Source organism: Halegenticoccus tardaugens, from assembly GCF_004116405.1.
In the GTDB taxonomy this organism is placed as follows: Archaea; Halobacteriota; Halobacteria; order Halobacteriales; family Haloferacaceae; genus Halegenticoccus; species Halegenticoccus tardaugens.
In genome coordinates, this window is record NZ_SDIC01000005.1 from 355,288 (window position 1) to 381,119 (window position 25,832).

Annotated in this window: 22 protein-coding genes and 4 pseudogenes; 10 read left to right on the forward strand and 16 right to left on the reverse strand. The window is 58.3% G+C overall.

The features are described from left to right. Nucleotides 1-58 precede the first annotated feature (58 nt). Nucleotides 59-484, forward strand: coding sequence for a helix-turn-helix domain-containing protein (locus C3L37_RS15695; RefSeq protein ID WP_129115533.1), 426 nt, complete (start codon nucleotides 59-61; stop codon nucleotides 482-484). A gap of 193 nt (nucleotides 485-677) precedes the next feature. Here the strand turns inward: C3L37_RS15695 and C3L37_RS15700 are convergent, their stop codons facing one another. The 3 genes and pseudogenes from C3L37_RS15700 to C3L37_RS15710 all read right to left on the reverse strand — a co-directional run bounded on the left by C3L37_RS15700 (nucleotide 678) and on the right by C3L37_RS15710 (nucleotide 5,567). Then, nucleotides 678-2,036, reverse strand: coding sequence for a hemolysin family protein (locus C3L37_RS15700; RefSeq protein ID WP_129115534.1), 1,359 nt, complete (start codon nucleotides 2,034-2,036; stop codon nucleotides 678-680). Between the two features lie 350 nt (nucleotides 2,037-2,386). Continuing rightward, nucleotides 2,387-3,721: pseudogene (locus C3L37_RS15705) on the reverse strand (RNA-guided endonuclease InsQ/TnpB family protein). 619 nt (nucleotides 3,722-4,340) lie between these two features. Then, nucleotides 4,341-5,567, reverse strand: a complete 1,227-nt coding sequence (locus C3L37_RS15710; RefSeq protein WP_129115535.1) for an orc1/cdc6 family replication initiation protein — start codon at nucleotides 5,565-5,567, stop codon at nucleotides 4,341-4,343. Nucleotides 5,568-6,586: 1,019 nt separating this feature from the next. Between C3L37_RS15710 and C3L37_RS15715 the strand changes: the two genes are divergently transcribed. Further along, on the forward strand, nucleotides 6,587-7,018 hold the full coding sequence (locus C3L37_RS15715; RefSeq protein ID WP_146333933.1) for a hypothetical protein: 432 nt from the start codon (nucleotides 6,587-6,589) through the stop codon (nucleotides 7,016-7,018). Between the two features lie 122 nt (nucleotides 7,019-7,140). On the opposite strand, the gene C3L37_RS15720 is transcribed toward C3L37_RS15715, so the two are convergent. Then, nucleotides 7,141-8,370, reverse strand: coding sequence for an RNA-guided endonuclease InsQ/TnpB family protein (locus C3L37_RS15720; RefSeq protein WP_129115537.1), 1,230 nt, complete (start codon nucleotides 8,368-8,370; stop codon nucleotides 7,141-7,143). Beyond that, entirely contained in the window at nucleotides 8,371-8,493 is a 123-nt protein-coding gene (locus tag C3L37_RS25360) for a hypothetical protein (protein ID WP_267195326.1), read from the reverse strand. A gap of 675 nt (nucleotides 8,494-9,168) precedes the next feature. On the opposite strand from C3L37_RS25360, the pseudogene C3L37_RS24420 reads away from it, so the two are divergent. Beyond that, nucleotides 9,169-9,432, forward strand: a pseudogene (locus C3L37_RS24420) (geranylgeranylglyceryl/heptaprenylglyceryl phosphate synthase); the annotation flags it as partial. A 121-nt stretch (nucleotides 9,433-9,553) separates the two neighbouring features. On the opposite strand, the gene C3L37_RS15730 reads toward C3L37_RS24420, so the two are convergent. After that, nucleotides 9,554-10,795 (reverse strand): cation:proton antiporter, encoded by a 1,242-nt coding sequence (locus C3L37_RS15730; protein ID WP_129115539.1) that lies wholly within the window; start codon nucleotides 10,793-10,795, stop codon nucleotides 9,554-9,556. A 384-nt stretch (nucleotides 10,796-11,179) separates the two neighbouring features. Here C3L37_RS15730 and C3L37_RS15735 point away from each other — a divergent pair, with 384 nt between their 5' ends. Both C3L37_RS15735 and C3L37_RS15740 read left to right on the forward strand, forming a co-directional pair. Further along, on the forward strand, nucleotides 11,180-11,368 hold the full coding sequence (locus C3L37_RS15735; protein WP_129115540.1) for a hypothetical protein: 189 nt from the start codon (nucleotides 11,180-11,182) through the stop codon (nucleotides 11,366-11,368). 178 nt (nucleotides 11,369-11,546) lie between these two features. Then, nucleotides 11,547-12,340: pseudogene (locus tag C3L37_RS15740) on the forward strand (RNA-guided endonuclease InsQ/TnpB family protein); the annotation flags it as partial. 36 nt (nucleotides 12,341-12,376) lie between these two features. Here C3L37_RS15740 and C3L37_RS26005 read toward each other — a convergent pair. Then, entirely contained in the window at nucleotides 12,377-12,577 is a 201-nt protein-coding gene (locus tag C3L37_RS26005) for a DUF7835 family putative zinc beta-ribbon protein (protein ID WP_129115541.1), read from the reverse strand. A gap of 1,562 nt (nucleotides 12,578-14,139) precedes the next feature. On the opposite strand from C3L37_RS26005, the gene C3L37_RS15750 reads away from it, so the two are divergent. The 3 genes from C3L37_RS15750 (at nucleotide 14,140) to C3L37_RS15760 (ending at nucleotide 17,756) form a co-directional block, all read left to right on the forward strand. Next, complete coding sequence (locus tag C3L37_RS15750; RefSeq protein ID WP_129115542.1) at nucleotides 14,140-15,414, forward strand: ribulose-bisphosphate carboxylase large subunit family protein; 1,275 nt, start codon at nucleotides 14,140-14,142, stop codon at nucleotides 15,412-15,414. Beyond that, a complete protein-coding gene (locus C3L37_RS15755) occupies nucleotides 15,414-16,808 on the forward strand; it encodes a four-carbon acid sugar kinase family protein (protein WP_129115543.1) in 1,395 nt (464 codons plus the stop codon). Before C3L37_RS15750 ends, C3L37_RS15755 begins: the two co-directional genes overlap by 1 nt. A gap of 99 nt (nucleotides 16,809-16,907) precedes the next feature. Next, nucleotides 16,908-17,756, forward strand: coding sequence for a phosphogluconate dehydrogenase C-terminal domain-containing protein (locus C3L37_RS15760; protein WP_129115544.1), 849 nt, complete (start codon nucleotides 16,908-16,910; stop codon nucleotides 17,754-17,756). Nucleotides 17,757-17,924: 168 nt separating this feature from the next. Here C3L37_RS15760 and C3L37_RS15765 read toward each other — a convergent pair whose 3' ends face one another. Beyond that, a complete protein-coding gene (locus C3L37_RS15765; protein ID WP_164974770.1) occupies nucleotides 17,925-18,326 on the reverse strand; it encodes a hypothetical protein in 402 nt (133 codons plus the stop codon). Between the two features lie 955 nt (nucleotides 18,327-19,281). Then, complete coding sequence (locus C3L37_RS15770; protein WP_129115546.1) at nucleotides 19,282-20,547, reverse strand: RNA-guided endonuclease InsQ/TnpB family protein; 1,266 nt, start codon at nucleotides 20,545-20,547, stop codon at nucleotides 19,282-19,284. A gap of 53 nt (nucleotides 20,548-20,600) precedes the next feature. Between C3L37_RS15770 and C3L37_RS24425 the strand changes: the two genes are divergently transcribed. Beyond that, nucleotides 20,601-20,738, forward strand: a complete 138-nt coding sequence (locus tag C3L37_RS24425; RefSeq protein WP_164974771.1) for a hypothetical protein — start codon at nucleotides 20,601-20,603, stop codon at nucleotides 20,736-20,738. A gap of 65 nt (nucleotides 20,739-20,803) precedes the next feature. Here the strand turns inward: C3L37_RS24425 and C3L37_RS15775 are convergent, their stop codons facing one another. The 3 genes and pseudogenes from C3L37_RS15775 to C3L37_RS15785 form a co-directional block, all read right to left on the reverse strand. After that, the gene (locus C3L37_RS15775; protein WP_129115547.1) at nucleotides 20,804-21,196 is read right to left on the reverse strand and encodes a hypothetical protein; all 393 of its coding nucleotides are present in this window, start codon (nucleotides 21,194-21,196) and stop codon (nucleotides 20,804-20,806) included. Continuing rightward, nucleotides 21,193-22,068 carry a ParA family protein gene (locus C3L37_RS15780; protein WP_129115548.1) on the reverse strand — a complete coding sequence of 292 codons (876 nt, stop codon included), beginning with the start codon at nucleotides 22,066-22,068 and terminating at the stop codon, nucleotides 21,193-21,195. Before C3L37_RS15780 ends, C3L37_RS15775 begins: the two co-directional genes overlap by 4 nt. A gap of 297 nt (nucleotides 22,069-22,365) precedes the next feature. Beyond that, nucleotides 22,366-22,890, reverse strand: a pseudogene (locus C3L37_RS15785) (ArdC-like ssDNA-binding domain-containing protein); the annotation flags it as partial. Between the two features lie 201 nt (nucleotides 22,891-23,091). On the opposite strand from C3L37_RS15785, the gene C3L37_RS15790 reads away from it, so the two are divergent. Next, nucleotides 23,092-23,499 carry a TRAM domain-containing protein gene (locus tag C3L37_RS15790; protein WP_129115549.1) on the forward strand — a complete coding sequence of 136 codons (408 nt, stop codon included), beginning with the start codon at nucleotides 23,092-23,094 and terminating at the stop codon, nucleotides 23,497-23,499. 250 nt (nucleotides 23,500-23,749) lie between these two features. Here the strand turns inward: C3L37_RS15790 and C3L37_RS15795 are convergent, their stop codons facing one another. From C3L37_RS15795 to C3L37_RS15810, 4 genes are all read right to left on the reverse strand, one after another. Further along, the gene (locus C3L37_RS15795) at nucleotides 23,750-24,331 is read right to left on the reverse strand and encodes a DUF6610 family protein (protein WP_129115550.1); all 582 of its coding nucleotides are present in this window, start codon (nucleotides 24,329-24,331) and stop codon (nucleotides 23,750-23,752) included. Nucleotides 24,332-24,434: 103 nt separating this feature from the next. Next, complete coding sequence (locus C3L37_RS15800) at nucleotides 24,435-24,734, reverse strand: hypothetical protein (RefSeq protein WP_129115551.1); 300 nt, start codon at nucleotides 24,732-24,734, stop codon at nucleotides 24,435-24,437. Nucleotides 24,735-24,789: 55 nt separating this feature from the next. Then, on the reverse strand, nucleotides 24,790-25,011 hold the full coding sequence (locus C3L37_RS15805) for a hypothetical protein (protein ID WP_129115552.1): 222 nt from the start codon (nucleotides 25,009-25,011) through the stop codon (nucleotides 24,790-24,792). Between the two features lie 123 nt (nucleotides 25,012-25,134). Then, nucleotides 25,135-25,830: a nucleotidyltransferase family protein gene (locus C3L37_RS15810; RefSeq protein WP_129115553.1), complete on the reverse strand. Its 696-nt coding sequence runs from the start codon at nucleotides 25,828-25,830 to the stop codon at nucleotides 25,135-25,137. Nucleotides 25,831-25,832: the final 2 nt, after the last annotated feature.

The window sequence follows — 25,832 nt, forward strand, 5'->3', positions numbered from 1 at the left end:
CAAGTCAATTCGAACAGAAATACATAGACTTATTCTTCGTCTATCGTAATGAGTGACCATGAGCAAGCTGGCTGATGTCGACGCGGATGCCATCCGAGAAGCGCTGGGTGCCGCGTCGGAAGCGAAACCGGCGAAGCGACTGATGGTCGCGCTCGCGTACAAGGACGGGGTCGCCGTCTCGACGCTGAGCAAGCGGTACGGAATCCCGCGTTCCACGGTGTACTACTGGCTCGATCGGTTCGAAAACGAGTCGATCGAGGACGCGATCGAGGACGAGAAACGACCAGGGAGGCCACGAAAACTCTCGGCGGTGGAGCAGGAGGTTATTCGGGGTGACCTCGGTAAGCCGCCGGCGGAGCATGGATACGACGCGGCCGAGTGGACCCCGGTGCTCCTGCGAGAACACATCGAACGACGAACCGGCGTCTCGTACTCGCTCGGCCACACGCGTCGCCTTCTCTCCGAGTTAAGCGCGTCGGAGTGAGCGCGTCCAAAGCGCCGAAGTCGGTCGACGCGTTAACGGGCGAAGGTGTGCAACTTGAAATGTAATTCAATCGGCATCGTCGTCACGGAAGCGGCTCACGAACTAGATGAGGCTCGCGATTCGGAAGCAGTTCATGGCACGGAGGTGGTTTTGGGCACAAAAGCAGTACACGATCTGAGCGGCCCGAGGTACCTCAGGCCAGCGATTCGTCCCCTAGATCCTTCTCTCGAACGACGACTGAGGAGATCCGGGCACCTTCCACCTGATCGACGGCGAACTCGTACCCGTCGGCCTCAATCCGGTCGCCGACTTTCGGTGCGCGACCCAGCCGATGCAACACCAGTCCGCCGATCGTCCCGAACTCGTCGGCCTCGAACGCGGTGTCCAGCGCCTCGTTGACGGCCGAAATGGGGACGCTTCCGTCGACAGCGTACGTTCCGTCGCCGCGTCGGTCAACGGACGGCTCTCGTTCGTCGACGTCGAACTCGTCTCGAATGTCGCCGACGATCACCTCGACAATGTCTTCGATCGTCGCGATTCCTTCGAAAACCCCCCACTCGTCGATCACCGCCGCTATCTGGCTCCGTTCGGACCGGAACTCGGTCAGAAGATCGTCGATGCGGCCGGACTCCGGAACGACCGGCATGTCGCGCGCGAGATCCGCCGCCGTGACGGCGTCCCGGCCGTCGTGGCCGGCCGAACCACCGGTCTCTGCCTCGATCGCTCGCAGGACGTCTTTCACGTCGACGAATCCGACGACCTGCCCGCCGCCCCCCTCGTCGACGACCGGATACCGGGTGTGACCCTCCTTGATGATGAGCGCTCGTAAGTCGGGCAGGGGGAGATCCGGGGGGACGCTCACCACATCCGGCCGCGGAACCATGACCTCGCGGACGGTGGTGTCGTCGAGGTCAAAGACGCGCTCTATCATCTCCACTTCCTCCTTGTCGATGTGCCCCTTGCTTCCGGACCTGGTCAACACCATCAGGATCTCCTCCTCGGTGAAGGTCTCCTCCGTCTCCGAAGCGGGCGGGACGCCGATCAGTCGTGTGAAGAAGTTAGCCGTCCCGTTGAACACGACGAGTCCAGGGAGGAACAGATAATAAAAAATCTTCATCGGAGGGGCGACGAGGAGCGCGATTCGCTCCGCCCGGGCGATGGCGATCGTCTTCGGTGCGAGTTCCCCGAACACGACGTGTAGGAACGTGATGAAGCCGAAACCGATGGCGAACGCCGCGAGGTGGATCGCACTCTCGGGAAGCACGGGTTCGAGAACCGGCTCGATGAGCGCCGCCACGGCCGGTTCGCCGATCCACCCGAGTCCGAGGGAGGCGATCGTGATTCCCAATTGGGTGACCGCGAGGTAATCGTCGAGGCTCCCGACGGCCTCTTGCAACGTCTCCGCGCCTGCCCTTCCCTCGTCGGCGAGTCGATCGACGGACGTCGCGCGGATACGAACGAACGCGAACTCCGATGCCACGAAAAATCCGTTCAGAAACACGAGAACGAACGCGGCCAGGAGGCGGCCGGCCGAGAGCGCGAGATCTACCATGTGCTTCCCCGTCGTTGTCCCAGTGAGCCGCTCTCCCGTAGATGAGCCAACGGTACGGTCGGTACGGTGTCGCACGTGACGCGGTCGTACGAAGTGCGGTCGTACGAGACTTGGCCGTAGAGCGGCCCGGACGTGTCGTCGAAGACGATAGATGGCGTGGAAAGCCAGTGAACGTCGCAGCTCCGCGAGAGAGATCCGGTCATGACCGGAGCTAAGCCGTGAAATAACTAAACTGTAGCGTCCGATCGAAATGCGCCTCGAAGAGGCGTGAGGATGTCCTTCGAAACGGACGACGATCATATCGCGCGATTCGATTTATCGTATTTCAGGCTGTCGTAAACTACACTCCCCTACTTTGCTCGGTCTGACGACCTCGCTCGTTGAGGGTCGGTCTTTCGCGTGGACTCCCGTTCTATGCCACCGTCCGTGGTAGCAGAGGGGAGGTACTCCCCACTCACGTTCAGCGTCCCGCGATTTAAGCGCACGTCTACGGGTGCGCCTCCGTCGGCTGCGTTTTGCCTCCGACGGAGATACCGGAATCCGATGTTCTTCGCCGTCGCAAAGTCGCTTCGCGACTTTGCTGCCCGTCAGATCGCGCGCGATCTGACGACCGCGTTGTAATCCGCGTGGTTCTGATACCCGCATTTCAAGCACTCGAAGTGCTCCCCGTCGCGGTTGTCCTCATGAGTACAGCCGCACGTCGAACAGCGTTGAGACGTGTGGTCCGGTGGGACTTGTACGGCTTCGACGCCGTGCTCTGCCGCCTTGTACTCAACGTATTGGAATAGCCGGCGGAACGCCCAGACGTGGCGCCACGTCGCCTGCGGGATGTTCTCGCGGGTGTGCGTTAGGTCCTCGAAGGCGATGTGCGAACAGCCGTATTCGACGGCTTCCTCGATGAGTTCGTTCGCTACGCCGTGGAGGTATATTTCGAAGTGCCCATACTCCTTGCGACCGACGCCTTCGATGGCTTCGTGTGCCGCACGCGTTCCTCGCTGTTGAAGCGAGCCACGGCGCTTCTCGTACTCTCGACGCCAGTGGTTGAACTCATCGGCAGACCAAAACGTTCCAGTGGACGAAACGGCGATGTTGTTCACCCCGAGGTCCACACCGAGGACTGTTCTGTGCTCGGTATTGAATTCGGGGTCGTCGGTTTCGGCTTTCCGCATCGAGGCATGAAGGAACTACTCACCATCCCGACGCTGTAGGGTCGCCATACGGAACTCGTAGTCCTCGTCATCGAGGTACGTTCGTGGATGACGCTCAGAATCGTCGAGAAGGATGTAGTCGCACTCGACCCCTCCGTTGACGGTCGAAAGCGATACGTGGTCGCGGTGGAACGTCGCGCTTCGTTTGTCGTAGACCGCGCTCTCTGCGCATAAGTAGGGCTGCGACGTTCGTTCACCGCGTTGCAGTCTCGCCACACCGCTCTTGACGGCTTCGACCGCTCGGCGGACTCCTTTCTGCACGAGGTTCGCGGTAAGGTCGGTTTCGTCCCGTAGTTGGTCGTACAACGCACGTTCTGCTTTGGCCTTCGAGGTAACGTGGTATCCGTCGTCGCCGTGCCAACACCATTCGCTCGCGGTGTTCGCACAGTGTTTGAATTGCTCGACCGTCTCACGGAGGGACGCATCGGCGTCTTGAGGCACGTCGAGCTTGATTATGGCGGTACGACGGTATTCCACGACGTTTCACACAGCGTGTCGGTGTTACTTAATGTTCGGGAGTGGGGCTGCTTAAGAACGTAGTTCGTCACGGAGTTGTCGGCTCCTCCCCTTCCTCAACGGAGTGAGCGAAGCGAACGGAGTAGAGAGGGGCCTCCGCCTCACAATTTAGGTGAGTTTCTACACGGGCCGTTTATCGAACGCTCCATCTCACTTCTGTCTCAGACACACCACCGATACAAGTGAATGAGAGGATACAGGCCGCGAAAGCGCGATTTCCGGCCGATTCGTGCTGTCGGACACACCATCGTTGCAAGTGAATGATGTTTATCGGAACAATAGTTTTTCCGGGAAAGTGGAATGAAACGATTCCGAGGAGACTTGAACGAGTTACGTGATAGTCTCCCACGACTACAGTCGTGGGCTTTCTCCTCGAATCTCTGTAAACACCTCAATGAGGAACCTCACAATCTCGATGGGATACGAGGCGACGAGGTGCGGACTACATCGCGCACGGCCGAAGCGGTCGGTAACAACTACGCGACGTGCCCCCAGTGGTGAGGGGGCGAGAAACGATCGGAGAGACACCACTCGTGCAAGTGAAAGACGATTCCCGACCGGAATGCCAATTCGTGAGGTGTCACGCGACATCGTTTCGCCGCGCGGTGGCTCGGATCTCGTCGAGGACGGAAGTCAGCGACAGAACGTCCGAGAGCGCGGTCAGCGCGCTGGAGAAGGGGACGTCTAACGCGTAGCTGTAGTAATTTCCGCGAGAGCCGCTACGGTTTTCCTCGGCGGAGAGGATACCTAACATGCGGAGGTCCGAGAGGTGATTGTGCACGGAGCGCTGGGCCAGCGGATCGACGCCGGCGGATTCACAGAGTCTGACGTACTCCTGATAGACGTTACGCATCCTGCACGGAGTCTCTCGGCTGGCGGCTTTCGAAACAACCGCCAGCAGCGCGAAGTGGCCGTTGACGGTGAGTTCGCGCATCCCCTCAACGACGCGCTCCTGTTCGAGTTTGTCCTGTGCGATCTCGACGTGTTTGTCCGTGATGGTTTCGTCGTCCCGATTCTCCGCGTGTTCGCCGGCGAGGCGGAGGAGGTCGAGCGCCTGTCGCGCGCTGCCGCTGTCTTTCGCCGCGAGGGCGGCGCAGAGTTTGAGCACGCTGTCTTCGACCGCGCCGTCGGCGAGCGCGACCTCGGAACGCGACCGCAGGATATTTTCGAGTTCGGGGGCGTCGTAGGGCGGAAAGTGCAACTCGCGCTCGCAGAGAGTGTCCTGGACGCGCGGATCAAGCCGGTCGCGGAATTTGAAGTCGTTGCTGATGCCGATGAGACCGACTTTGGCTTGTTCGAGTTTTCCATTCGCACGGGCGCGTGGAAGTTCGTAGAGTAGTTCGTCCCGAGAGCCGATCGAATCGACTTCGTCGAGCATTAACAGCACGGTGCCGCCGAGCTTTTCCAGTTCGGCATAGAGCTTCTTGAAGACCGTCTGTTGCGGATATCCTGTCGAACTGATTTCCGCGCCAGTCGGGCGGAGTTCGTTCACGAGTTCAACCGCGACCTGGTACGACGAGTTGAGCGTTTTGCAGTTTACCGAAACGACGTTCAGATCGACGTCGTCGTAGGTCGCGATGTCCTCCAAAAGCATGTCGAGGAGATACTCGGTGACCGCGGTCTTCCCCACGCCCGTGTTTCCGTAGAGAAAGATGTTGTTCGGTTCCCATCCATCGACCACGGGTTGGAGAGCGTCCATGTACTCGTCGATCTCCTCGTCTCGTTCCTGAATGCGCTCGGGTTGATAAGACTCACTGAGGGCGTCTTTGTTTGTGAAGATGTTCTGTTTCCGCTCGAACCGGCGCATGTATCGGAGCACTCTCGGCGAATCATTATAAAACCACCGTTACAACTGATTCAAGTGATTCAGGTGAAGGTAGATTGGACGCTCGCTTTTGACTGAATGTCGTTGTTGGTGGTTTGTATCTGTCGTACCGGTACGATCACTATACGTTGATCAGCACGCACGTGCTGATCAACACACATATCTTATACACATGTGTGTATGTGTGTATGTGTGTGTGTCATCTCTATAAGTCACCGTCTACACACACACACCACTGTTGCAAGTGAAGCGAGTGTGCGACTAGGGGGGAAGAGACTACCCCTGCACAATTACAACTAAAGAGTTGACATACTTTCCGCGTTTTTCGGTCAGTTCGGATCAAAGGACGAACGATTTATCGCGCATCCAGGTATTGGTGCTTCGGTACGCTCGAAAGTGGCCGTCTCTACGAACTTGAACCGACATCCCTGGTATCTGACGAACGGGGGTGGGTTCGAGGAGCTTCACTCGCAACAGTGGTGTCTCTCTTTTATCCTGTTCCTTCCTCCATCTCTCTCGTTTTTTGTTCTAATCTCTCGGCGCGACAACGAGGGGCTACGCTGCGCGGAAAGTTCACCTACGAGTTGTGCGGCGACGTTCGCGTTTGGAACGGCGATAAACTCCCACCGATTTCCGATCTTCACTTGCAACAGTGGTGTCTGACGGTTGCGGAGGTCCCCTTCCTTTGAGCCTCGCTTCACTTGCAACAGTGGTGTCTCTCTGCTCGTCTTCCCCCTCGAAGGTTTTTCGTATTCACTTGTAACGGTGGTGTGTCTGTACCATCGATTTGCGTCTCGGGTGTCGATCGACGGCTGCTCGGTTCACTTGCACCGATGGTGTCCGGGCGGGACGGCGTCCTACGTCGAATCAGACGCAAACTCTCGCCCTTCAGAGGAGATACACACCGTAACCACCGTTATCCATCCGTCGGTCGATGCACGGCCTGCTATTGGGTAGTGTTGAAGGATGAGGAATGAAGCGAACCTGTCCACGTTCTCACGGTGATCCAGCCTGACTTGGAGGGCGACACCGGGTCGCGAGTCGCCGGCGCGAGGTGCGAGCTCGGCGAGCTCACCGCCGTTGGGAGCGCCGCCGAGGTGCCGGTCGACATCGAAACGCGTGTCAACCACAACGTGGCCTTCGGCATCGCACAGGGCGCGATCAAGATTCAGGTGAACGCCGTTTCCATAGTGTGGGACGCGACGCAGTCGTACAGCCGTGGGATCTTCGGGAGTATCATCGATCAGGTGCTCGACCAGACACGGCTTCCGGTGCTCATCTCGCGGCTCGACCACCCGGTCACCACCACGAAGTTGGTCTTTGTACTGGTCGTTCTTGTTTTGGCGACGCTGGTCTTTGGTAGATTTCTGTTGCTGTTTTTCGTCACGGAGTTGCTGGGTGTTCTCGGTGATGTCTTCGAGGGTATCTGGTGATCGTCTTCGAAGCGGGTCTCTGTATACATCAACGAGACAGAGTCTCCGTTGTCCACACGTGCAGCAGGAACCGTGGTGTCCATTAGGGGCCGACAGCGATCAGTCCAGTGAACTACCCCGGCCTACTCGCTCACGGCTTGCGCCGTTCGCTCCGTGAGGCCGGAGCTTCCTGCTTCCATGACGCGCTTTGCAGGAACCGCAGTGGTTCCCGTAGGGAGCGCAGTCTCCACAGGCATTGAATCGGAGTAAACCACTCCTACTTGATCGAGGCCGCGAAAAAGGATGTTCAGTGCCGCGTTCGCGTCCCTATCCGCTGTGAAACCGCACGACGGGCAGGAGTGTTCACGGGCCCACAACGGTTTCTCGGTCGAAACGCCACACTGCGAACACTCCTTGGTCGTTCCTCGCGGATCGACGGCGACGAAGTGCGTGCCTTCACGTTCGCACTTGTATTCGAGCATCCGAAGGAACGTGCCCCACGACGCCGACGCCCGGTTGCGACTGTTCGACGGAAGTTCCATCAGGCCCTTCGCGTCGAGGTCTTCGACGGCCACGAGGTCGTACTCCCGCGCGTAGTATGCGGACAGTCGGTGAAGGAAGTCCCGACGCTTTCGCTTCAAGTCGGTGTGGCGTTGGGCAACGACGCGCTGTTGGGTGCGGTAGTTCGCCGAGCCGTGTTCCTTCCGCGAGAGGTCGCGCTGTGCGCGTTCCAACCGCTCGCGTTCCTCAGAGAGATCGAGCGACCCGACCGAGAAGCCGTCCGAGTCGTGAGTGTACGACAGAATCCCCACGTCGATCCCGACGCACCGATCGGGATTCTCGGGTTTCGGTGGCGCGTCGTTCTCGGTTTCGATGCCGAGGACGGCGAACCACTCTCCGGTCGGTTCTTTCTTAACCGTGACCTGCTTGATCCTCGCACTGTCGGGTAGCTCACGGTGAAGCCGCACGGGTATTTCTCCGATCTTTGAGAGTCGTAGGACAGTTCGACCACTCGTGTTCTTGAGTTTGAAGCCGGACTGTCGATACGTGAACGATCGGTACTCGTTCGGCGCTTTCCACTTGAGCGACCCGACCTTTCGACCGTTCTCCTTCGCGTCTTTGAGCCGTGAGAGGTTGTCGTACAACCGCTCGACGGCGTTCTGAAGCGTTCGGGAGTAGAGGTCGGATAGATCGGACCACCACTTCTTGATCGACGGGAGTTCGTTGACCTCGCCGTACTTCGTCGTCCCGTCAATGCGTTTGAGTCGGTGGAGGAAGTGGTTATACACTTGCCGGTACAGGTCGCGGTGTCGGTCTAACGTCCCACGGAGAGTGTCGGACGGATCGAGCCTGTACCGGTAGTTGTAGCGCATCTACGATCGTTCTTCTATGAGATCGTCCAGTTTATCTTGGACGAATCGGGAGAGATTTAGGTAGTTCTCTTGAATCCACTCCTCTTGGTCGTCGCGGATCGAGATGTTCTTGCGCTTTGCCACACTACAAGTTACACACGTTGTGTGTCTAAGTGTTGCGGAACGTGGGCCTGTGGTTCTGCTACCGAATACGTATGAAAACTGTGCGGCGCTGTATCCCCTCCCTGCTCGCGCCTTCGGCGCTCGCTAAGGAAGGGGTCTTAGCGCCTCAATTCAGATATAATACTGCGAATGTTCGTCACGTCTCATCAGTACTTCGCGCTTTTCGGGGACATACACGGTCTCGTAATCCTTGCTTGCAAATTGTGTTACAGCGTCCCATGATGGATCTTCCTCACGCCTGAGAGGGCATGGCCTCCCACCATAGGATATTGGCCACCCATCGCCAGTCTTCAATTCCTCTGACATGGAATCGAGCGCATGCCCGCGTCTTCAGGCGCGGGTGGATGTCAATAGGGTATCCCCATCTACCTTGAATCAACGTATCGTCCCACCGAGCTCCCGGACGACCGATTTACGGGCTATCTGATCCCGATTGTGTTGAACGCAGGCGATGCCGCCTAGATCACAGACACGCACACAACATGGGCCCGCACCGCGGACACCATCGATTGAGAGCACACTCACACCGCAGCCAGCATCGTGCTCACTCTTGCGCCCGTCGTCTCGACGGTGACGCAAGCCTCGTGTGATCTCACCACCGCAGAGGTTGCCACTTACGCATAGGTCGCCGCACAGCTCCTCGGCCAGGAGGTCGTCTCTCTCGAATATTCCGGGACCTTCGTTGAGACGGACCTCGTCGCTACAGTGCGAAATGCACTGTCTTCGGCGACGCTCTTCTACGGAGGCGGGATCCACGAGTATGACTCAGCATCCGAGATGGCAACGGTTGCGGACACGGTCGGTGTCGATGGCCTCGTCCATGAGCACGGTATCACAGCACTCAAAGAGACGGTCCACGGAGCACACGACGCACAGCAGCACGTGAAGTCGTCCACCTAACTGACCCAACTCCCCTGACCGCGACCCACATCGAATTTCGGCATGTCTAGTACTCCTATCGCAGAGACGATCGTCGTCGGCAGAGACGCTATTCATTGGAACTGCGTTCCTGCGATTGTTCTCAAGAGCTATCAGGTTCTTTTGTCTGAACTACCCCGAGTGTTGTAGCGATCTGTCGTGCGAAACCCGCCTCAATGACGATCGTTGCGAGAATAACGAGAAAGACTGTCCCGAGCAAGAGATCCGCACCTGCTGGATCTGTGGGGGGCGCTCCTGTCTGGAGACGGATTGCAAACAGGGTCGCAACTGACGCGGGAATGATTCCCCGCGGCCCAACAAAACTCATGAACAGTCGTTCACGAACTGTGAACCCACTATCGATCGTTGAGACGAAGACAAGCAGCGGGCGGAGTAGAAGCATTAATACCGCGACGACTGCGAGTCCAGCGACACCAAGTGCGAGCAGTTCGGAGAACTCAAGTAACGCCGCGAGCGTGATGAAGACGAATGAGAGAACGAGGACGGTTACATCTCGCTTGAATCGGCTGATGGTGTTTCGATAAGGGATGTCGAGGTTTCCGAGGGTGAATCCTGCAGTGGCTGCTGCTGCGATACCGGCTTCTGAGAACACCGAATCCGCGATTGCAAATGCGATGATGGCACTGGCCAATGCGAGCAACCGGGCTATCTGTGGTGCAGCGTCAGACGGAAAATTAACGTGGGTAAGCAAATACCAGGCAACGCCCGCGATCGTGAGCCCTATGAGGATACCGAGTACGAGACGTTCGAAGAAAAGAAGGACATATCCTTCCGGAGAGAGCTCCTGAGCGGTCATTGCTTTGAAGAGAACGATCGCGAGGATTGTGGCGGTGATGTCATTGACGATTCCCTCGGTCTCAAGGGTCACTGCGACTTTTTCGCGGACGGGAACTACGGCGAGAATCGGCGTGATGACTGTTGGACCGGTTGCGACCAAGAGCGCACCAATGAGAAACGCAATATCCCAATCTGCGCCGAGCAGGAGACGAACAGTCAGGGCTGTTCCAACGAATGCCAGTGCTGCACCGATCGTGATCAACTGAATGACCGCCTTTGGTGCGCGCCGAACCAGGTCGAATTCGAGGCGAAACGATCCTTCAAAGACGATGATGGCGACGCTCATGCCGACGATAGTAGAGAGAGTTTCCCCAAACGTGTCAGAGGTAATCAGACCGAGTCCATCGGGGCCGATGGCAATGCCCGCAACAATGAGGAACAGCACACTCGGAATCCGATACTTTGCGGCGAGAAACTGGGCTGTAAAACCCAGCCCAACAATGGCCGCAACGAGTGTAATGAGGTCAAGGTCAATGTGGATTGACATTGTGCCACCGACCTCCCGGATTGCGACGTTCGGACCAGTACTGGTCTGCCGTTCCAATCAACATGATACGTGCTCCTATTCCTACCTACAAAATTCTCCACCTACAGTGGGTTCATCCGTCAGATTGAATTGAATAAGTTGGCATTCGATTCACCGCGTGAATTGACGACGACATGGTTGGACCGTGATCCAGAGTTCATTGCATTTCTGATAATCACTGGGACCGGCAAGCGGCGGAAGGGGCAATTAACTACACAACCCTGCCTTTAAGACGATCGCTGAATGTTATTGTTTGATGTCTCAGCACCACACAGCATACATTGAGACGCTCGTCCACGTGAATTGTGGTAACCTTTCTCTCCTGAAACGAGCCTTGCGTTTGCGGTGACGAACGCCGGCACATACGAGTGGACCGCCGACACCGACGGCTGGCAACAGATTTCGTTAGGCTCGGCTAGCGACACGTTCGCACCAATCTATCCTGAACGCGAACGGATCACAGAGCGGACGGTCTACGGCGGCCTCTCCGCCTGGACACGTTTGGCCGCGATGCAGTATCATGTGTTTCGATAACAGAGACGATACGCGTGCTGAACGCGCTCTTTCCCTCCCTACTCCGTTTGCTTCCTCACTCTGTTGAGGAAGGGGCGTCCGCGTTGTACCGCCGATGCAAACGGCTGATCGCCTCCGATTTGTCTTTCATACGTACAATATCGACGACTATGATCGCATGGAAGAAATCCTCAACTATGCCGCCATTAAGGAGGTCGTCGTGAAACAAGAACCCGCGGGCGAGTAGTTTGCTGTCCTCGGGATCAAAACCGAGAACGAAGTGTCAACGAAACTCAAGAATCCCGAGAAGTGCGTCGGGATCGACGTGGGTATCCTGAAGTACGCTCACGACACCGACGGAACCGCCGTCGAACGCCCCGACCTCACGGATGAACGCGAGCGGTTGGAACGAGAGCAACAGACGCTCTCACGGAAGGACCACGGATCGGCGAACTACCGCAAGCAGCAGCGGATTGTTGCTTGCCGCCACACCGACTTGAAGCGAAAGCGCCGCGACTTCCTACACAAACTCTCGAACTACTACGCTCGGGAATACGACCTCGTGGCGGTCGAAACCTCGACGCGAAAGGACTGATGGAACTCCTGTCGAACAGCTGGAACCGCGCCGGAGCGGCGTGGGGCACGTTCCTGCGGATGTTGGAGTACAAGTGCGAGCGCGAAGGTACGCATGTTGTCGCCGTTGATCCACGAGAAACGACAAAGGAGTGTTCGGCGTGTGGCGTCGAAACCGAGAAACCACTCTGTGTACGGGAACACTCGTGCCCGTCGTGCGGGTTCGAAGTTGACCGGGATCTCAACGCAGCGTACAACATTCTATCTCGCGAACTCGACCAAGTAGGGGTGGTTCACCCCGAATCAACGCCTGCGGAGACTGCACCCCCTACGGGAATCGATTCGGTGTCTGCACAGGACGTCGTGGAAACAGGAAGCCCCGTCCTCAGCGAGGCCGCAAGGCCGAGCAGGGCGGGGTAGCTCACTGTTAGGGTGAATGAATCCCCAGTAGCTCGTTCACGCATTGTTCATCCGTTCTTTCGTCTCTCTCCCGCACTGCATGCACCTGCTCACCCGATATGGTTCTCGAGAAAATTCCGAATTTTCTTCACTTTTACTTTCAGTTATGATAATAATTGAAATTTTATGACTTGTCTCACGATCACAGTAGAGACATCTTTCTTGGATCGTCGAAAGGGCGTCTGTTGATTTTGACATTGGTTATCTCCCAAAATCGTTCTTCATGCATCGATGCTCGGTACTAGTGCTGCAACTCTACTTTGGTAGAAGTAACAGAATACGAAAAATATCCTCCTTGTCATCTACGGTTCTTTTTGTAGGGTACATATACTTGCCCTGGGTATTGAGTACATTTATGACTAGCACTCTTAAGAAGTAGGTATGTAGATAATATTCCTTTCCCGACAGATGGCAGTCGCGAGGTGGCGAGTGCCATAGAGCACTGCTTTCACCAAGCCGAACTCAACGAAGCAACTATCTACCGAACTCAAGGCAGAGTGCCCCGAGGCTTGACCTCGGGGGTGAATGCCGCCAATCGAGGGCGCTACGCCCCCTTCCTCAGCGAGCGGCGAAGCCGCGAGCAGAGAGGAGGATACAGCGCCCGCATAGTGTTCTGTCACTGTCTGCGGCATTTGTACTCCCCATGCGGTCGAAGCGGGGAGGAAGACGCTCACCACGGTTCCACTGGTGTTCACACGTGGTTCGAAACGGCGAAGCCGTGTCGTGATCACGAAAGGCGCGTCGCGCCTTTCGAACGACGACAAGACGCGTGCATCGGGTGGTGTGACCGAGTGTCGAATCGGGAGGAGTGGGTCACTCCGACCCGCCCAGCGAGGGAACCGCCTGCGAAGTCTGGAACCGCTGTGCCTTCGGGTGCACGTGCCGACACAGAACCGGGAAGCCCCGACCTCAAGGACCGAGCGCCTTCGGCGCGAGGGAGTAGGTCGGGGTAGTTCACACCCGCTCTCCGTACCAATTACAGAAGTACAGGAGAAAGCCCACGATTTTAATCGTGGGATGAATCCGTACAGTTTAAGCGCCGTGCTGCCGTAATTCGAGTACCGACGTTCCCCGGTTTCGAGTCTCGGTCTTCGACCGCTCGACGGCTTCACCGTCTCACTCGACCGGGTAAGAAAGTCGAATCCCACTCCACCACGTCCGGGCCTACGGGTCGTCTGACGCTGATGGTGGTACCCAAGAGGCTGAATACCCTCTCGCGGAGGGACGGACCGGTATTCCGTCCCGGTGAAACGCCCGGCGCGTCCAGGTGGGGAGGCCTCTTTGACAGGGCTACACGCACTGTAAAGCACGTCCTTGGGAATAATTGGACGGCGACCGTCGAGGGGGGACGCGAAAGCGTACTTCGCCCCCGAGGAAACGTGCAACCGTGAACTCCCCTTCGGGGAATCCCACGACTGTAGTCGTGTGGAGGATGTCAAAGCCCTTCCTCTTCGAACTGGTCCACATGCCACCAGCGCCGACAACTGGCGAGAGAAGTGGGGCTACCCGGGGTAGAGAGGCGACGAGCCTATAACCCCACGCGGAGTCGTTCGGACTTAGGAAGTCGAACATGCCGATTAGGTCAGACGCCGTTTCGACGCGGGCGTGTCAGTGCCACGCCGATACCGCGTCGGTACCGCATCGATGCCGCGATTCAGGCCACACGGGCACCGGGGGCGACCGGCCGGACTCGTCGCCCCGCCCCGCCGTCGCAGGCCTCACCGTTGAGTCGTGCGTTCGACGCCTAACGTAAGTGAAGCATGTCCCGAATCCTCGCAACATACCTAATTGAAACGTCACACCCGATCGACGAGGCCGCGGAGTCGATGGCTGGCGAACAGTCCTCGGGGACGTTCGTCGACGTCCCCGGCGAGACCGACGAACTCCGCGAGCGACACGGGGCCCGCGTCGAGCGGGTCACCGAACTGGAGACCGTGGATGAACCGAGCCTACCAGGATCCGCCCCGCCCGAGGGGGCGACGGAGCCGGTGCAGTATACGCGTGCGGAGGTCGATCTCTCCTTCCCGCTTGAGAACGTTGGCCCGTCGCTGCCGAACCTGCTGACGACAGTCGCCGGCAACCTATTCGAACTCACCCCGTTCTCTGGCTTGCGGCTGCGGGAACTAGATATCCCCGCCGCGTTCGCCGACGCCTGTCCTGGTCCGCAGTTCGGCATTGAGGGGACGCGGGAGGTGGTCGACGTCTGGGGACGACCCATCGTGGGGACGATCATCAAGCCGAACGTCGGGCTATCGCCTACCGAGACCGCGGAGATCACCGAGACGATGGTCGACTCCGGGCTCGACTTCATCAAAGACGACGAGCTGATCGCCGACCCCCCCTATTCGCCACTCGAGGAGCGCGTCGAGGCGGTCATGGACATCGTTCACCGCCATGAGGACCGGACGGGCGAGACCATAATGTACGCCTGTAACATCACCGGCGACGTCGCGGAGATGAAAGAACGGCACGACGCCGTGGTCGAGGCCGGCGGCAACTGCGTGATGGTGAGCATCAACAGCGTCGGGCTGAGCGGGTTCCTCGAACTGCGTCGGCACGCCGAACTGCCGATCCACGCCCACCGGAACGGCTGGGGTGCACTGTCGCGGTGTCCGCAGCTTGGGTTCGATTACGCGGCCTATCAGGTATTCTGGCGGCTCGCCGGCGCGGACCACATGCATGTCAATGGGATCCGGAACAAGTTCTGCGAGTCTGATGCGTCGGTCGTAGCCTCCGCGCGGGCCTGCCAGCGACCGATCGTCGACGATGCCGACACGGTGATGCCGGTCTTCTCCTCCGGCCAGTGGGCCGGACAGGCGCCCGATACCTACGAGGCGCTTGGGAACGTCGATCTGATGTACCTCGCTGGGGGTGGGATCATGGGCCACCCCGACGGCCCGGCGGCGGGCGTCGCACACCTGAAACAGGGGTGGAAGGCCGCAATGGAGGGAATTCCTCTGGAGACGTACGCCGAGGACCACGAGGAGCTGCGGCGAGCGATCAAGTACTTCGGGCCGGTCGGGAGTTGTAGGTGATGGACGGGCTTTTGCTTGCGTACTACGGCGACGACTTCACCGGGTCGACCGACGTTCTCGAGTCGCTGAGCCTCAACGGTGTCCCGACCATACTCTTCCTGGAGACTCCCGACGCCCGCGACCTAGAACGGTTCGGAAACGTGCGCGCGGTTGGCATCGCGGGGACCAGCCGGAGCATGAGCCCCGAGGAGATGGAAGCGTCGTTATCCTCCGCGTTCGAGGTGCTCGATGCGCTCGGACCGGAGATCGTCCAGTACAAGGTCTGTTCGACGTTCGACTCCTCGCCCGAGGTCGGGAGCATCGGCCGGGCCATCGACGTCGGACAGCGGACGTTCGACTCCCCGTTCGTCCCCGTCGTCGTTGCCACCCCGTCGCTCGAGCCCCGCGGACGGTACGTCGTGTTCGGTAACCTGTTCGCGACCGTCGAGGGGACGAACTACCGACTCGATCGCCACCCGACGATGAGTCGACACCCCGTGACACCGATGACAGAGGCGGACCTCACGCTGCACCTGGGCGAGCAGACCGACCGCGAGATCGGACTCCTCGACGTCCGGCACATCGACGAGAACGACGGAACCACGCTCGACCGAACTCTCGATGCGGTCGCCGCCAGCAACGAGATCGTGGTCTTCGACGGCCTCGACCGCGAACACCAGCAGAAGGTCGCCCGCTTGATCTGGGAGCGGTGCGAGAATCGCGGGGACGATCCGCTCTTCTCGGCGTCGTCGTCCGGACTCAACTACGCGCTTTCGCGATACTGGCGGTCAGCCGGCGTCGTCTCGGCCTCCGAGCAGCCCAGGTCGGTCGAGGCGGTCGAGCAGATCCTGGTGATGTCGGGGAGCGCCTCGCCGGTGAACTGCGACCAGATCGACTGGGCGCTCGACAACGGATTCGAGGGGATACGCCTCGACGCGCCCCGCCTCGTCGACCCTGACACCGCGGAGGCGGCACGGAAGGAGGCCATCGACACCGCGCTCCGCGTGCTGGAGGAGGGTGGGAGCCCGCTGCTGTACTCCGTCCGCGGCCCCGACGACAATGCTGTCGAGCGGACGATCGAGCGAGCGACCGAACTGAGTCTCGACGAGACCCGCGTCGGCCCTCGACTGGGGGACGAACAGGGACGTATCACGCGCGGGATACTCGACACGGCGCCGGTCGAACGCGTGTGCGTCGCCGGGGGTGACACGAGCGGGAACGTCGCCCCGCACCTCGACGTCTTCGCCCTAGAGTTCCTCGCGCCCGTCGGGGCGGGAAGTCCACTGTGTCGGGCCGCGTCCCGCACGGCGGCGTTCGACGGCCTGCAGGTCGCGCTCAAGGGCGGACAGGTCCAGACGGCACACGAGGGGGCGGACTTCTTCGGGGTCGTTCGGGATGGTGGGATCCTGCCTTGACGGACGACTCCGCAGTGTTCGCCTCCACGTGTCCGACCGCGTCACCCCCCTGAACGAAAACCCTATCCCAGCCGATAGAGAACCGCCGAACGAGAGACAATGACAGTCGCAGTCACACTCATGGGTGCCGGGGGGAAGATGGGGTCTCGGATCACCGACCGGCTCAAGGGCGCCGACCGGTACGAGATGCGCTACGTCGAACCAAGCGAGGAGGGACGAGAGCGCCTCGCCGAACGCGATCTCGCCGCCACGCCGCCCGACGAGGCCCTCAAGGGGGCCGACGTCGTTGTGATGGCCGTCCCCGACAACCTGATCGAACCAATCACCGACGACGTCGTCCCGACGGTCGACGAAGGGACGATGGTCGTCCTGCTGGATCCTGCGGCCGCTCACGCCGGCGTCTTACACGACCGCGAGGATATCTCATACTTCCTCGCCCATCCGTGTCACCCCTCGTTCTTCACCGCGGAGACAGACATGGATGATGAGGACACGGACTGGTTCGGCGGCCAGGGCCGCGACGTACAGGACATCGTCTGTGCGCTTCACCAGGGTCCGGACGACGATTACGCGAGGGGTGAGGCCGTCGCTCGGGACATGTACGGCCCCGTCCGGAATGCCCACCGAGTGACGACAGAGCAGATGGCTCTCCTCGAACCCGCCCTGGTCGAGACACTCCTTGCGACGTGTCTGTACACCGTCCGCGACGGGTACGAGCGGGTCGTCGAGATGGGCGTCCCAGAGGACGCAGCTCGGGAATTCCTGTTCGGCCACCTGCGGATCGAACTCGGTATCGTCTTCGGCTACACCGACTTCCCGTTCTCGGATGGGGCCCTTCAGGCCGTCGCAGAGGGTAAAGAAGAGCTATTCCGATCCAACTGGGAGGACCGTGTATTTGGTCCCGAGAGCGTCCGAGCGAGCGCAGAGCGAATCGCCAGTTCGGAGTAGCGGGCCCCCACACTCGCGATCGTCTGGACCGCTTGGACCTCGGTGGTGTCCCACCCTCTCTACATTGAGAACACTAATCCCACCTTCTCGGAAATATTCATAGCTACCGTAATTGATAAGACCATGATAGTCACAACTCAGACTACCTGTCTACTGTGTCACGCAGAATCACAACTCAGTCTGGTTTCGTCTCTGAGCGATAGCTGCAGAGACAGAGAGCGTCAGCAAGAGTCCAAAGGTCACGCCTGTCCACATACTGACTGAGAGAGTCGCAAAGACACCGATCTTCAAATACGAGCCAAGAATGCTCACAACGCCACCTCCGCTTACAAGCGTATACACCCACGCCGGAACCACGTCAGTTGGCGCCCACTGATGGCTGGTCCGCTCTCGTTTGATAACCTCATCAGTGAGCTCAGAGAGCTGAAGCTCTCCACCATTAGCCTTCAGGGCCGCAACAATCGCTCGTGTTCGCTCATCGGAGATGTTCTCCGAAACCATCTCTTCGTGTGCGTCTGATCTGCACTCCGATTTGGCAGCTATTTGTTGGTGACCATCCATCTTGCTCACTAGCCATGAGTGCATCCGACACCACTAGCTTTGCTTACATTTTTCGCTGTGTGTTTATCGAATGGGTGCAAGAAATGGCGAGACGCTCTTCTCCCGTGCATGCTGGGTCTAGCTATAGCATCACCCGGTTGCCAACTCAATGTACCTCTTCAGCGACGAAGGCCTTTTTAAGTACCCTATTTTTGATAGACTGTCCTCTCGGGCGCAAGGAACGCTTTTACCTAGTCGTGTCAAAGAAGAGATAATTATGTAGTGGCCAATGTCTACAGCAATATACAACCGGACGGAGACGGTCGGCCGTGGGAGTCTGAACTATCAGTCTAGTGAAAAATATCGAATAGGGATTACTTGTGGTTTCAAAAAGGCGAAACGAACTGTTCTGACATGGATCAAGCGGAAGCCCACGATTAAAGTCGTGGGTCTACGCGATAGACACGGCCCATCTACCGCAAGATTTCGGCCGTCTGGGATCGTTTGTGAATCTGACTCGACAGGGAAAATTGGGGTTGGATTGGGGTCCCCATCACCGACAAGCAACCCTGCCCAACCGAGTCGGGCAGATGGCACCGCCCGTAGGATGTTAGCGGGGCAGTCTGACTGGACTGGCGTCACCATGCGCTCACCGCCCCGACGCTCCGCGTACAAACCGGGACCGACCACCGCGGTCGGGAAGGTGCCTCCGTCGGGGTGGTCGGCGTGACCGATCCCGAGCGCGAGGAATCCCATGACTTCACTCGTGTGGAGGATGTCAATCTGATGCTCGTTTATGGCTGGTGCGGGAGCATCAGTTCGGAACACGAAACCGCAAAGGGCAAGAGGATTTCAACAGGGCCAAGGAGTTCTAAGTCGAGTATCCCTAGGTGTCGAAGTTGACATCCTCCCACGACTAAAGTCGTGGGATTCCTCACGTTGGGGGTCTCGGCTCATGCCGAACCACCACGCGAGCGACATTTCCCTACGCGGGTAGGGTACTCTGGTGTGTGCGCGCTTCTTTGGGACTTTCGTGAGGGTATGGTGTCCCCGACCACTCGTGGTCGTCCCACTCGAATCGCACGGGCCGTGCCATCGGCCGTGGTACGTCGGTGTGCCGTCTCAGGAACGATTCTGAGGCTACGAGGTCCGCATGCCCCTCGAACCCGCATGAACACGTGAGCGTATTTTGGTGCCGAATCGTGTCCGTAGTCGAACCGCAATTCGGACACGTCTTCGAAGTCCACGCTTCCGACCGGACTTCGACCGAGATACCGTACTCTTCGGCGGTACACACCAGCCGGCTGATGAACGCGCGGAACGCCCAGAAGGTGTGCGTCTTCTCGTTCGCCCGCACCGACCAGTGTGCTTCCAGTATGTCTGTTAAGTCCCCGACGTACACGGTCGCAACGCCTTCGCTGTGCAGGCGTTCGAGGAGGTCGCGGGCCAGCGCGTTCTGTGCGTGGTCGCGCCGTCGCGTCCGTCGACGGTACAACCGCCGAATACGCTTCGACGTGTACCGGCCCTCCCGGAGCTTCGATTGCAAGCGAGCGATTTCCCGCGTCGTCTCGCGGAACTGGTCGAACAGGTCGCGTCCGTGGTACAGGTACTGCTGGCCGGTCGTGGTCGTACAGGCGACGAGGTTGTTCGCCCCAATGTCCAGAGCGGCTTCTTCGGAAGCCAGTGGTGCATCCAGTCGAGAATCGTCCACGGTGACTGGCTGAAAGGCCCTGAATTGGTTTGAGGACTCGTCGTAGTGCAGTTCTAACCGACCTTGTTTGCCGTCCCACTTCGGAACGCCCGCCACTTCGAGACGAAGGCGCTCGGTGTATCCGAAGCCATACTTCGCTTTGAGTTCCTTCCCGGCGGGTATTTCGAGACGTGAGCGGTCGCCCATCTCCAGTGTGTACTGGTCGTTGCGGATGTACGTGCGGAGTGTTCGACCGTCCTCCTCGTTGCCCCAGTAACCGGGCGGGGAACAGTGTTCGCCCGTCTCTTTGAGCGAGAAGAACGATTTCCACGCGCTCTTGCTCTTGCGGATGAGCTGTTGAGCGGTGGCGCTTCCGAGAACGCCGACGTACCGCTTTCGGTAGTCGGTGGTGTCCCAGATGCTTTCGCCGTCGAAGTACTGTTGGCGGCGTTCGTAGGTGAGTTCGTTCCAGAGGCTGGCAGAAGCATCCAACAGTTTGTGTAGCAACTCCCGGTCCTGCTCGGAGCGGGGGCGTACAACGAACGTGTTGGTCCGCTTCATCACTACCACCTATAACCCGAACATACATAAATGTATGAGTTCTGTAGGTGGGTATGGGACGAACTCTACACATCAAGGTCGATGATGAACAGTACGAGTGGCTCTCTGACGTGAAAGAGAAACGCGGTCTCACGTGGCGCGGGATGCTTATCCACGCTGCCGAGGACTTGGAGACCCCAGACGGGCAATAGTCGGTGGCTGTTCGGCTACGCCTATCGCTTAGACCCACGACTAAAGTCGTGGGCTTCCGCTTAATTCATGTCATCCCGTACCCCCACTCTTCGAGTTGATCTTCCACTTCGTCTAAATGCTGGAGTCCAGCTTTCACGAGTGCCTCGCGGAGATCCGTTAAGGACACACTGTCATCGAATCGAGTTTCGAGCTCTCGCAACGCGTCGCGTTCGGCGCGCTTGGTCTCCTCGTGGAGAAAGAGCGGGACACGATCGCGTCCATCTTGGACGCCATCACGGCGGAATTTGTAGGGGATTTGCATCTGCTGCTGACTTGATTGTTGTCGGTTAGGTGGTTCCGTCACGGGTTCCGAGGCTGATGGCGAGTCGTCTGAGGTGGCATGTTCATTCGGCTCTGTCTCCGCTGGATCATCATCGGCGAAGGGGTTCTCTCCGGCGCCTTCTTTCATTCCAGTCACGCGGACACCACCCCGTGATCGAGATCGCCTGGTTCAGGAGGATTCGGCGCGTCAAGTCCAACCGACTGCTCCAGGTAGCGGGCCATTCGGTCGAATTGGGCGAGGGTTTCAAGTTCGTAGTCACGCCGTCGATCGCGGAACTCACGGATGTACCGGAATGCGGAGCACTGCCGCATCCAGCAGCCTTCCATCAACGACGCTCGTTCGCCGATGATCTCGGGGATCGAGTACTGGATCTCATCGAGAATCGTCCGCTGGTCGCGCGTATCCTTGAACCCAATCGGAATCGCGGCGAGCACTCCAACGTCGACGTTGAGCTGATCTTGGAGGCCTGCGACGAGCGACTCAAGCCCTTGGACCGCTGCTCGTCCTTTTGCACTGGGTTCGATTGGAATGACGAGCGAACGCGTTGCATGGATCGCATTGTAGAGATGCGGTCCCTCGGTTGCAGGTGGGTCACAAATGAGGACGTCGTATTTGTCTGGCACACCTGCTTCGCGGAGCACACGGAGCAGTTGGGCGTGTATGCCAAACGCTTCACCCATCGCCTCTGCTTGGTCTTTCTCGCGCTGGAGATACTCGGCGAGATCAGACAGCATATTGTGTTCTGGAACGATATCTAACCCTTCCACTCTGTGAATCAGGTCGTCGAAGTCACCCTTTGGTCGGCGGATCATATGCCGGACCAGATTATCTACAGGCTCCGTTCGGTGCGTATCGACACCGAAGAGACGCGAAAGATCGCCATCCTGGGGATCGAGCGGGACGACGAGTGGTTTCAATCCCGCGCGTGCGTGCGCGACTGCGAGGTTTGCTGCGATTGTCGTTTTCCCGACCCCGCCGGCTTCGCTATACGTTGAATACGCTAACATTACGTCCTCCATTCATCCGCTTCACCTTGAATGTACGTCAGACACATTCATGACTGAACACCATCGCTTGTACCATGTAGCGGTGGTCAATTACACCGTTCCTTCCAGTATCAAGTTTCAACAATGGATGTAGTGAATAGGTGTGATTGATGAACACAACCACTGAACAACACTAATGAACACTACTACTGAACACCATAGATGGCCCAAAGAAACACCATTGCTGCATAAGTTCCTTGGACGAGGGTACTGGATGGCAGTTATGTATACTAAGGTTTGCTACTGTCCCAAATTTGGAGTCAGCTGGGACACGAGGTCGCCAGCGTTACCTGTCGCGGCTGTCTCGAGGTTGGGAAGTGGTTCGCCATCGGTCTGCGAAATGTCGAAGACGGGGGCTGGTCGGAATCCGACGAGTCCTTTCGACCACTCTTCGGGTGGCGTCTCGTCGTACTCGCAGTCGGTGTTGGCGTGATAGCTCGGCGAGTTCTCACACTTGGGACACCGCTTGGTGATGATTGGTGCCCAGATCCAGATGGCCTGTTCACCTTCCTCGACGTGACGGTCGAACTCCTCTTGCCATGTTCGGTAGCCGGCAACGCGACTGGCCTCAGGACACTGCTGTTAGACGAGTAGCGTGTTCCGGTAAGAGTAATCGTGGAACTGACGTTGGACGTAAAGCCACTCCTGAAATTCCGCGCTCGTTTGTGCGTCGTTGACGGAGTCGACAAGGTCGTCGATCCACTGTTCAATAGTACTGTGCATCTCGTCGCGTCGGATGTCGGAGTCGTCGAACGACACCACTGCGTAGTCACTCGTCGCCATGAGTTGTCTCGCGAGCACTCCAGTTTTGGAATGCTCCGCACCCTTCGGGGGCAAAAAACTCGCCGGCGAGTAGCGGTTTCTCAGCCTTCGGCTAGGTGCCTATAGTCCGAGCTCACAAAGATGCCACAGACGAATCCTCCGTACTGCTAATCACCAGATTAAGATAAGAGAGCGATAAGATGTCACAGACGAGCGTTTCAAATGCAAATTCCAGATAACCTACTTTGCTTCTTGAGTGCCCGGGTGGATGAGAAGCGAGACTCATACGTTCTCGAAGTGCCCAAAGAGGAAGTGACAACAGGCGATGTACAAGTGGGTGATGTTCACCGCGTGGCTGTCTTTGCGACTGACACCGCCGATGACACTCCGTCAACCCACGAAGGGGTGCAGCATCGGGAGAGCCTCGCACCGGTTGAGAAAGGAGATCAGCGGACCGTTGATATCGAAGATATCGGAGAACAGGGCGATGGCATTGCCCGTACTGACCGTGGCTACGTTCTCGTCGTCCCTGACACTGAACAAGGCGAACGAGTAACTGTCGAGATCACTGATGTGAGCGAATCAGTCGGCTTTGCAGATGTGATTGAGCGAAAACCCTACTACGAGTGATTTACTAAGGAAGTAATTCGGCCCCCACTCCCTCCCCCCGTCGTCGATGTATAAACCTCGCTCAGACACACCCCCCGTCATCGAAGTGTAAACTGGTCTCTCTCGCTATTCTTGTAGGAATTCCCTCCGATTTTCACTTCGAACACGGGGGGGGCGATTGATGCCAGCTTGACTCTCCCTGACGCTCTCTCAGCTAGTCGTCGGGATTAACCGGGCCCTTGTATTTGGAGCGGATCTTATCGCCATCTCGCTACTGCCAGTAGTAGGAGCGGTTGTCGTTGATTTCCTTGATTGTGATCGTCGCTTTCGAGGGGACGTCATCGGGAAGATCGTCGGGACGCTTGTCGATTTCGTCTGGATTAGAGAACTCGTGTGCAAGTGTGTCCGCGTAGCCTCGCGAGTAACCAAGCACAATATCGTCGGGAATCGCCTCAATGGCTGCCCGGCATTTCGGGACGATAATGAACTCTATCTCGGGTAGACTCCCCTGGAGCTCTCGAATCTTGTTGACGTACGATTGTGCTTCCGCAGCGTCGTAGGCGTCACCGATAATACCCACGTCGGGCTCGTACTCGACCGCTCGGTCGACGTACCGGTCAAGGTCGGGATTCCGAAAATCATTGTCGAGCATCCCAACCGGACAGTCGAGGGTATCGAATTGCGATCGCTGATACGTGCAGTCCTCGCGAAACCCAGGACGGAAGCCGAGGGTCAGCGCATCGATCGCAAACGGAACCCGATGGAGGAACGCCACGTACGCCGCTTGTCGGGCGTCAGTGTGCGTCTCAGTAGAACTGTTGCTAATTAGGTCTGCGCTGTCGTGAATGGCCATGAGGAGTCTCCTGCGGGACTCCGTCGCCCCGCAGTGCTCCACGGGGCACGACAAACCTCTCCAAGATTAACCAACGATATCCGGGAACAAGACTGGTTGTTGGTTAATCCTCGAACAGACACTGCATCGCTGCCTCGTCACCTACGAGCGTCTGCTGGTCAGCGTCCGTATCCGCGAAGAGCGTGGATTGATCTCCTATCGAGGACTGCGCTACTTCTGGCCGGTCGTCGACGCCGAACTCACTGGCTTCGGGCCGATCGAGCCGCGAATCGCGGCCGCGATGATCGACGTCTGCGCCGAAGTCCTCAAGTGACGTTTCGACGCTCGTCTCCGTAACTTCGAGCTGGCCATCCTCACCGAACGCAGACTGTCGCTGAATCTCGATTTCGGGTCGGTCGCTCACCTATTTCGAAGTCTCCATCCATGGCGGCGCCGACAACCAGCCCGCGAGCGTCCATTCAGGTATCTTCTGATCGAAGTTCGCTGGCCCGGTCATCGAGCCGGCGGAGAATCTGGACGCGTTGCTGGTGGGCCTTCTCGTAGGCGACGAACGCTCGCAGCGTCTCCATGTCGTTGATCGTCATGATACCGGCGTTGATGAGGCACGTGTTTGGGGGCTCGAGACGCTGTTTCGGTGTAAGACCATCCGCTTCTACTGATTGATCTGACGAGTCACTCACTGGTGTTCGCCTCCGCGCTCTTAAGGTGACGACAAACAGCACCTGCTCACTTTCATTCTAGCTCAATTTCGGTGACGGCCACTCACAGATACCGTCGCTGTTGCTGTCGCAGTGAGCGCTATCTCACTCCTGTTGCCGCTTGAGGAATTCGAGAAGCGTTTCGATATCCTTTGCTGAGGCTGATGATTGTCCGAACAGACTCTTGAACCGGTGGTCAAGCCCGCCTTCTTCGATGAACGCGTGTGCCTCACTGAGTTGTTCCCGGAGAGCATCAGCATCGCCGCGATGCAGGTGCGTCTCGACCATGTCGAGGTTGATCGACGGAAGGGCAGCGAGGACATCAGCGAGATCCGTTTTCCGACCACTATGGAGTTTGGCGGCAACGAGCACTTCGCCGTCAGCAGCTCGTGCCGTCGTCAACTGAGTCCCGCCTGAAATCGTCGTCGGGGAACTGTGTTTGCGCAGATAGTCGAACGACCACTCTGCTTCGGTCTGTCGGCAGCCGAGGCCGTTCACAAGGATGTCTACGCCGACCGGATGAGGAAGCCCCTCAGTGCGCTCGAAGAGTTCGATCTCACGATTGTAGATGGTCTCTTCTGGGGGAACTTCGAGATCGGCCTGTCGTTCGAAGTCGCGTGCTTCGAGAAAGGCAACGACTTCGTCGTAGTCGTCCGGGGCGATGACGATGTCGAGGTCGGTCGAGAACCGTGTCTCGAACTGACTGATTGCGTAGCCTCCAACGAGGACGAACCCGATATCTGACTGCTCCAGTTCTTCGAGCACTTCGATGAGTGCCTCGCTTCGGTCTTCTTGACTCATGT

Bases quoted from the DNA above. Each gene is read 5' to 3' on its own strand.
- C3L37_RS26005 (WP_129115541.1), bottom strand. From the start codon at position 12,577: ATGTCAAAATCAACAGACGCCCTTTCGACGATCCAAGAAAGATGTCTC.
- C3L37_RS15695 (WP_129115533.1), top strand. From the start codon at position 59: ATGAGCAAGCTGGCTGATGTCGACGCGGATGCCATCCGAGAAGCGCTG.
- C3L37_RS15730 (WP_129115539.1), bottom strand. From the start codon at position 10,795: ATGTCAATCCACATTGACCTTGACCTCATTACACTCGTTGCGGCCATT.
- C3L37_RS15790 (WP_129115549.1), top strand. From the start codon at position 23,092: ATGCAAATTCCAGATAACCTACTTTGCTTCTTGAGTGCCCGGGTGGAT.
- C3L37_RS15720 (WP_129115537.1), bottom strand. From the start codon at position 8,370: ATGCGCTACAACTACCGGTACAGGCTCGATCCGTCCGACACTCTCCGT.
- C3L37_RS24425 (WP_164974771.1), top strand. From the start codon at position 20,601: ATGGGACGAACTCTACACATCAAGGTCGATGATGAACAGTACGAGTGG.
- C3L37_RS15795 (WP_129115550.1), bottom strand. From the start codon at position 24,331: ATGGCCATTCACGACAGCGCAGACCTAATTAGCAACAGTTCTACTGAG.
- C3L37_RS15810 (WP_129115553.1), bottom strand. From the start codon at position 25,830: ATGAGTCAAGAAGACCGAAGCGAGGCACTCATCGAAGTGCTCGAAGAA.
- C3L37_RS15770 (WP_129115546.1), bottom strand. From the start codon at position 20,547: ATGAAGCGGACCAACACGTTCGTTGTACGCCCCCGCTCCGAGCAGGAC.
- C3L37_RS15755 (WP_129115543.1), top strand. From the start codon at position 15,414: ATGGACGGGCTTTTGCTTGCGTACTACGGCGACGACTTCACCGGGTCG.
- C3L37_RS15780 (WP_129115548.1), bottom strand. From the start codon at position 22,068: ATGTTAGCGTATTCAACGTATAGCGAAGCCGGCGGGGTCGGGAAAACG.
- C3L37_RS15760 (WP_129115544.1), top strand. From the start codon at position 16,908: ATGACAGTCGCAGTCACACTCATGGGTGCCGGGGGGAAGATGGGGTCT.
- C3L37_RS15710 (WP_129115535.1), bottom strand. From the start codon at position 5,567: ATGCGCCGGTTCGAGCGGAAACAGAACATCTTCACAAACAAAGACGCC.
- C3L37_RS15700 (WP_129115534.1), bottom strand. From the start codon at position 2,036: ATGGTAGATCTCGCGCTCTCGGCCGGCCGCCTCCTGGCCGCGTTCGTT.
- C3L37_RS15750 (WP_129115542.1), top strand. From the start codon at position 14,140: ATGTCCCGAATCCTCGCAACATACCTAATTGAAACGTCACACCCGATC.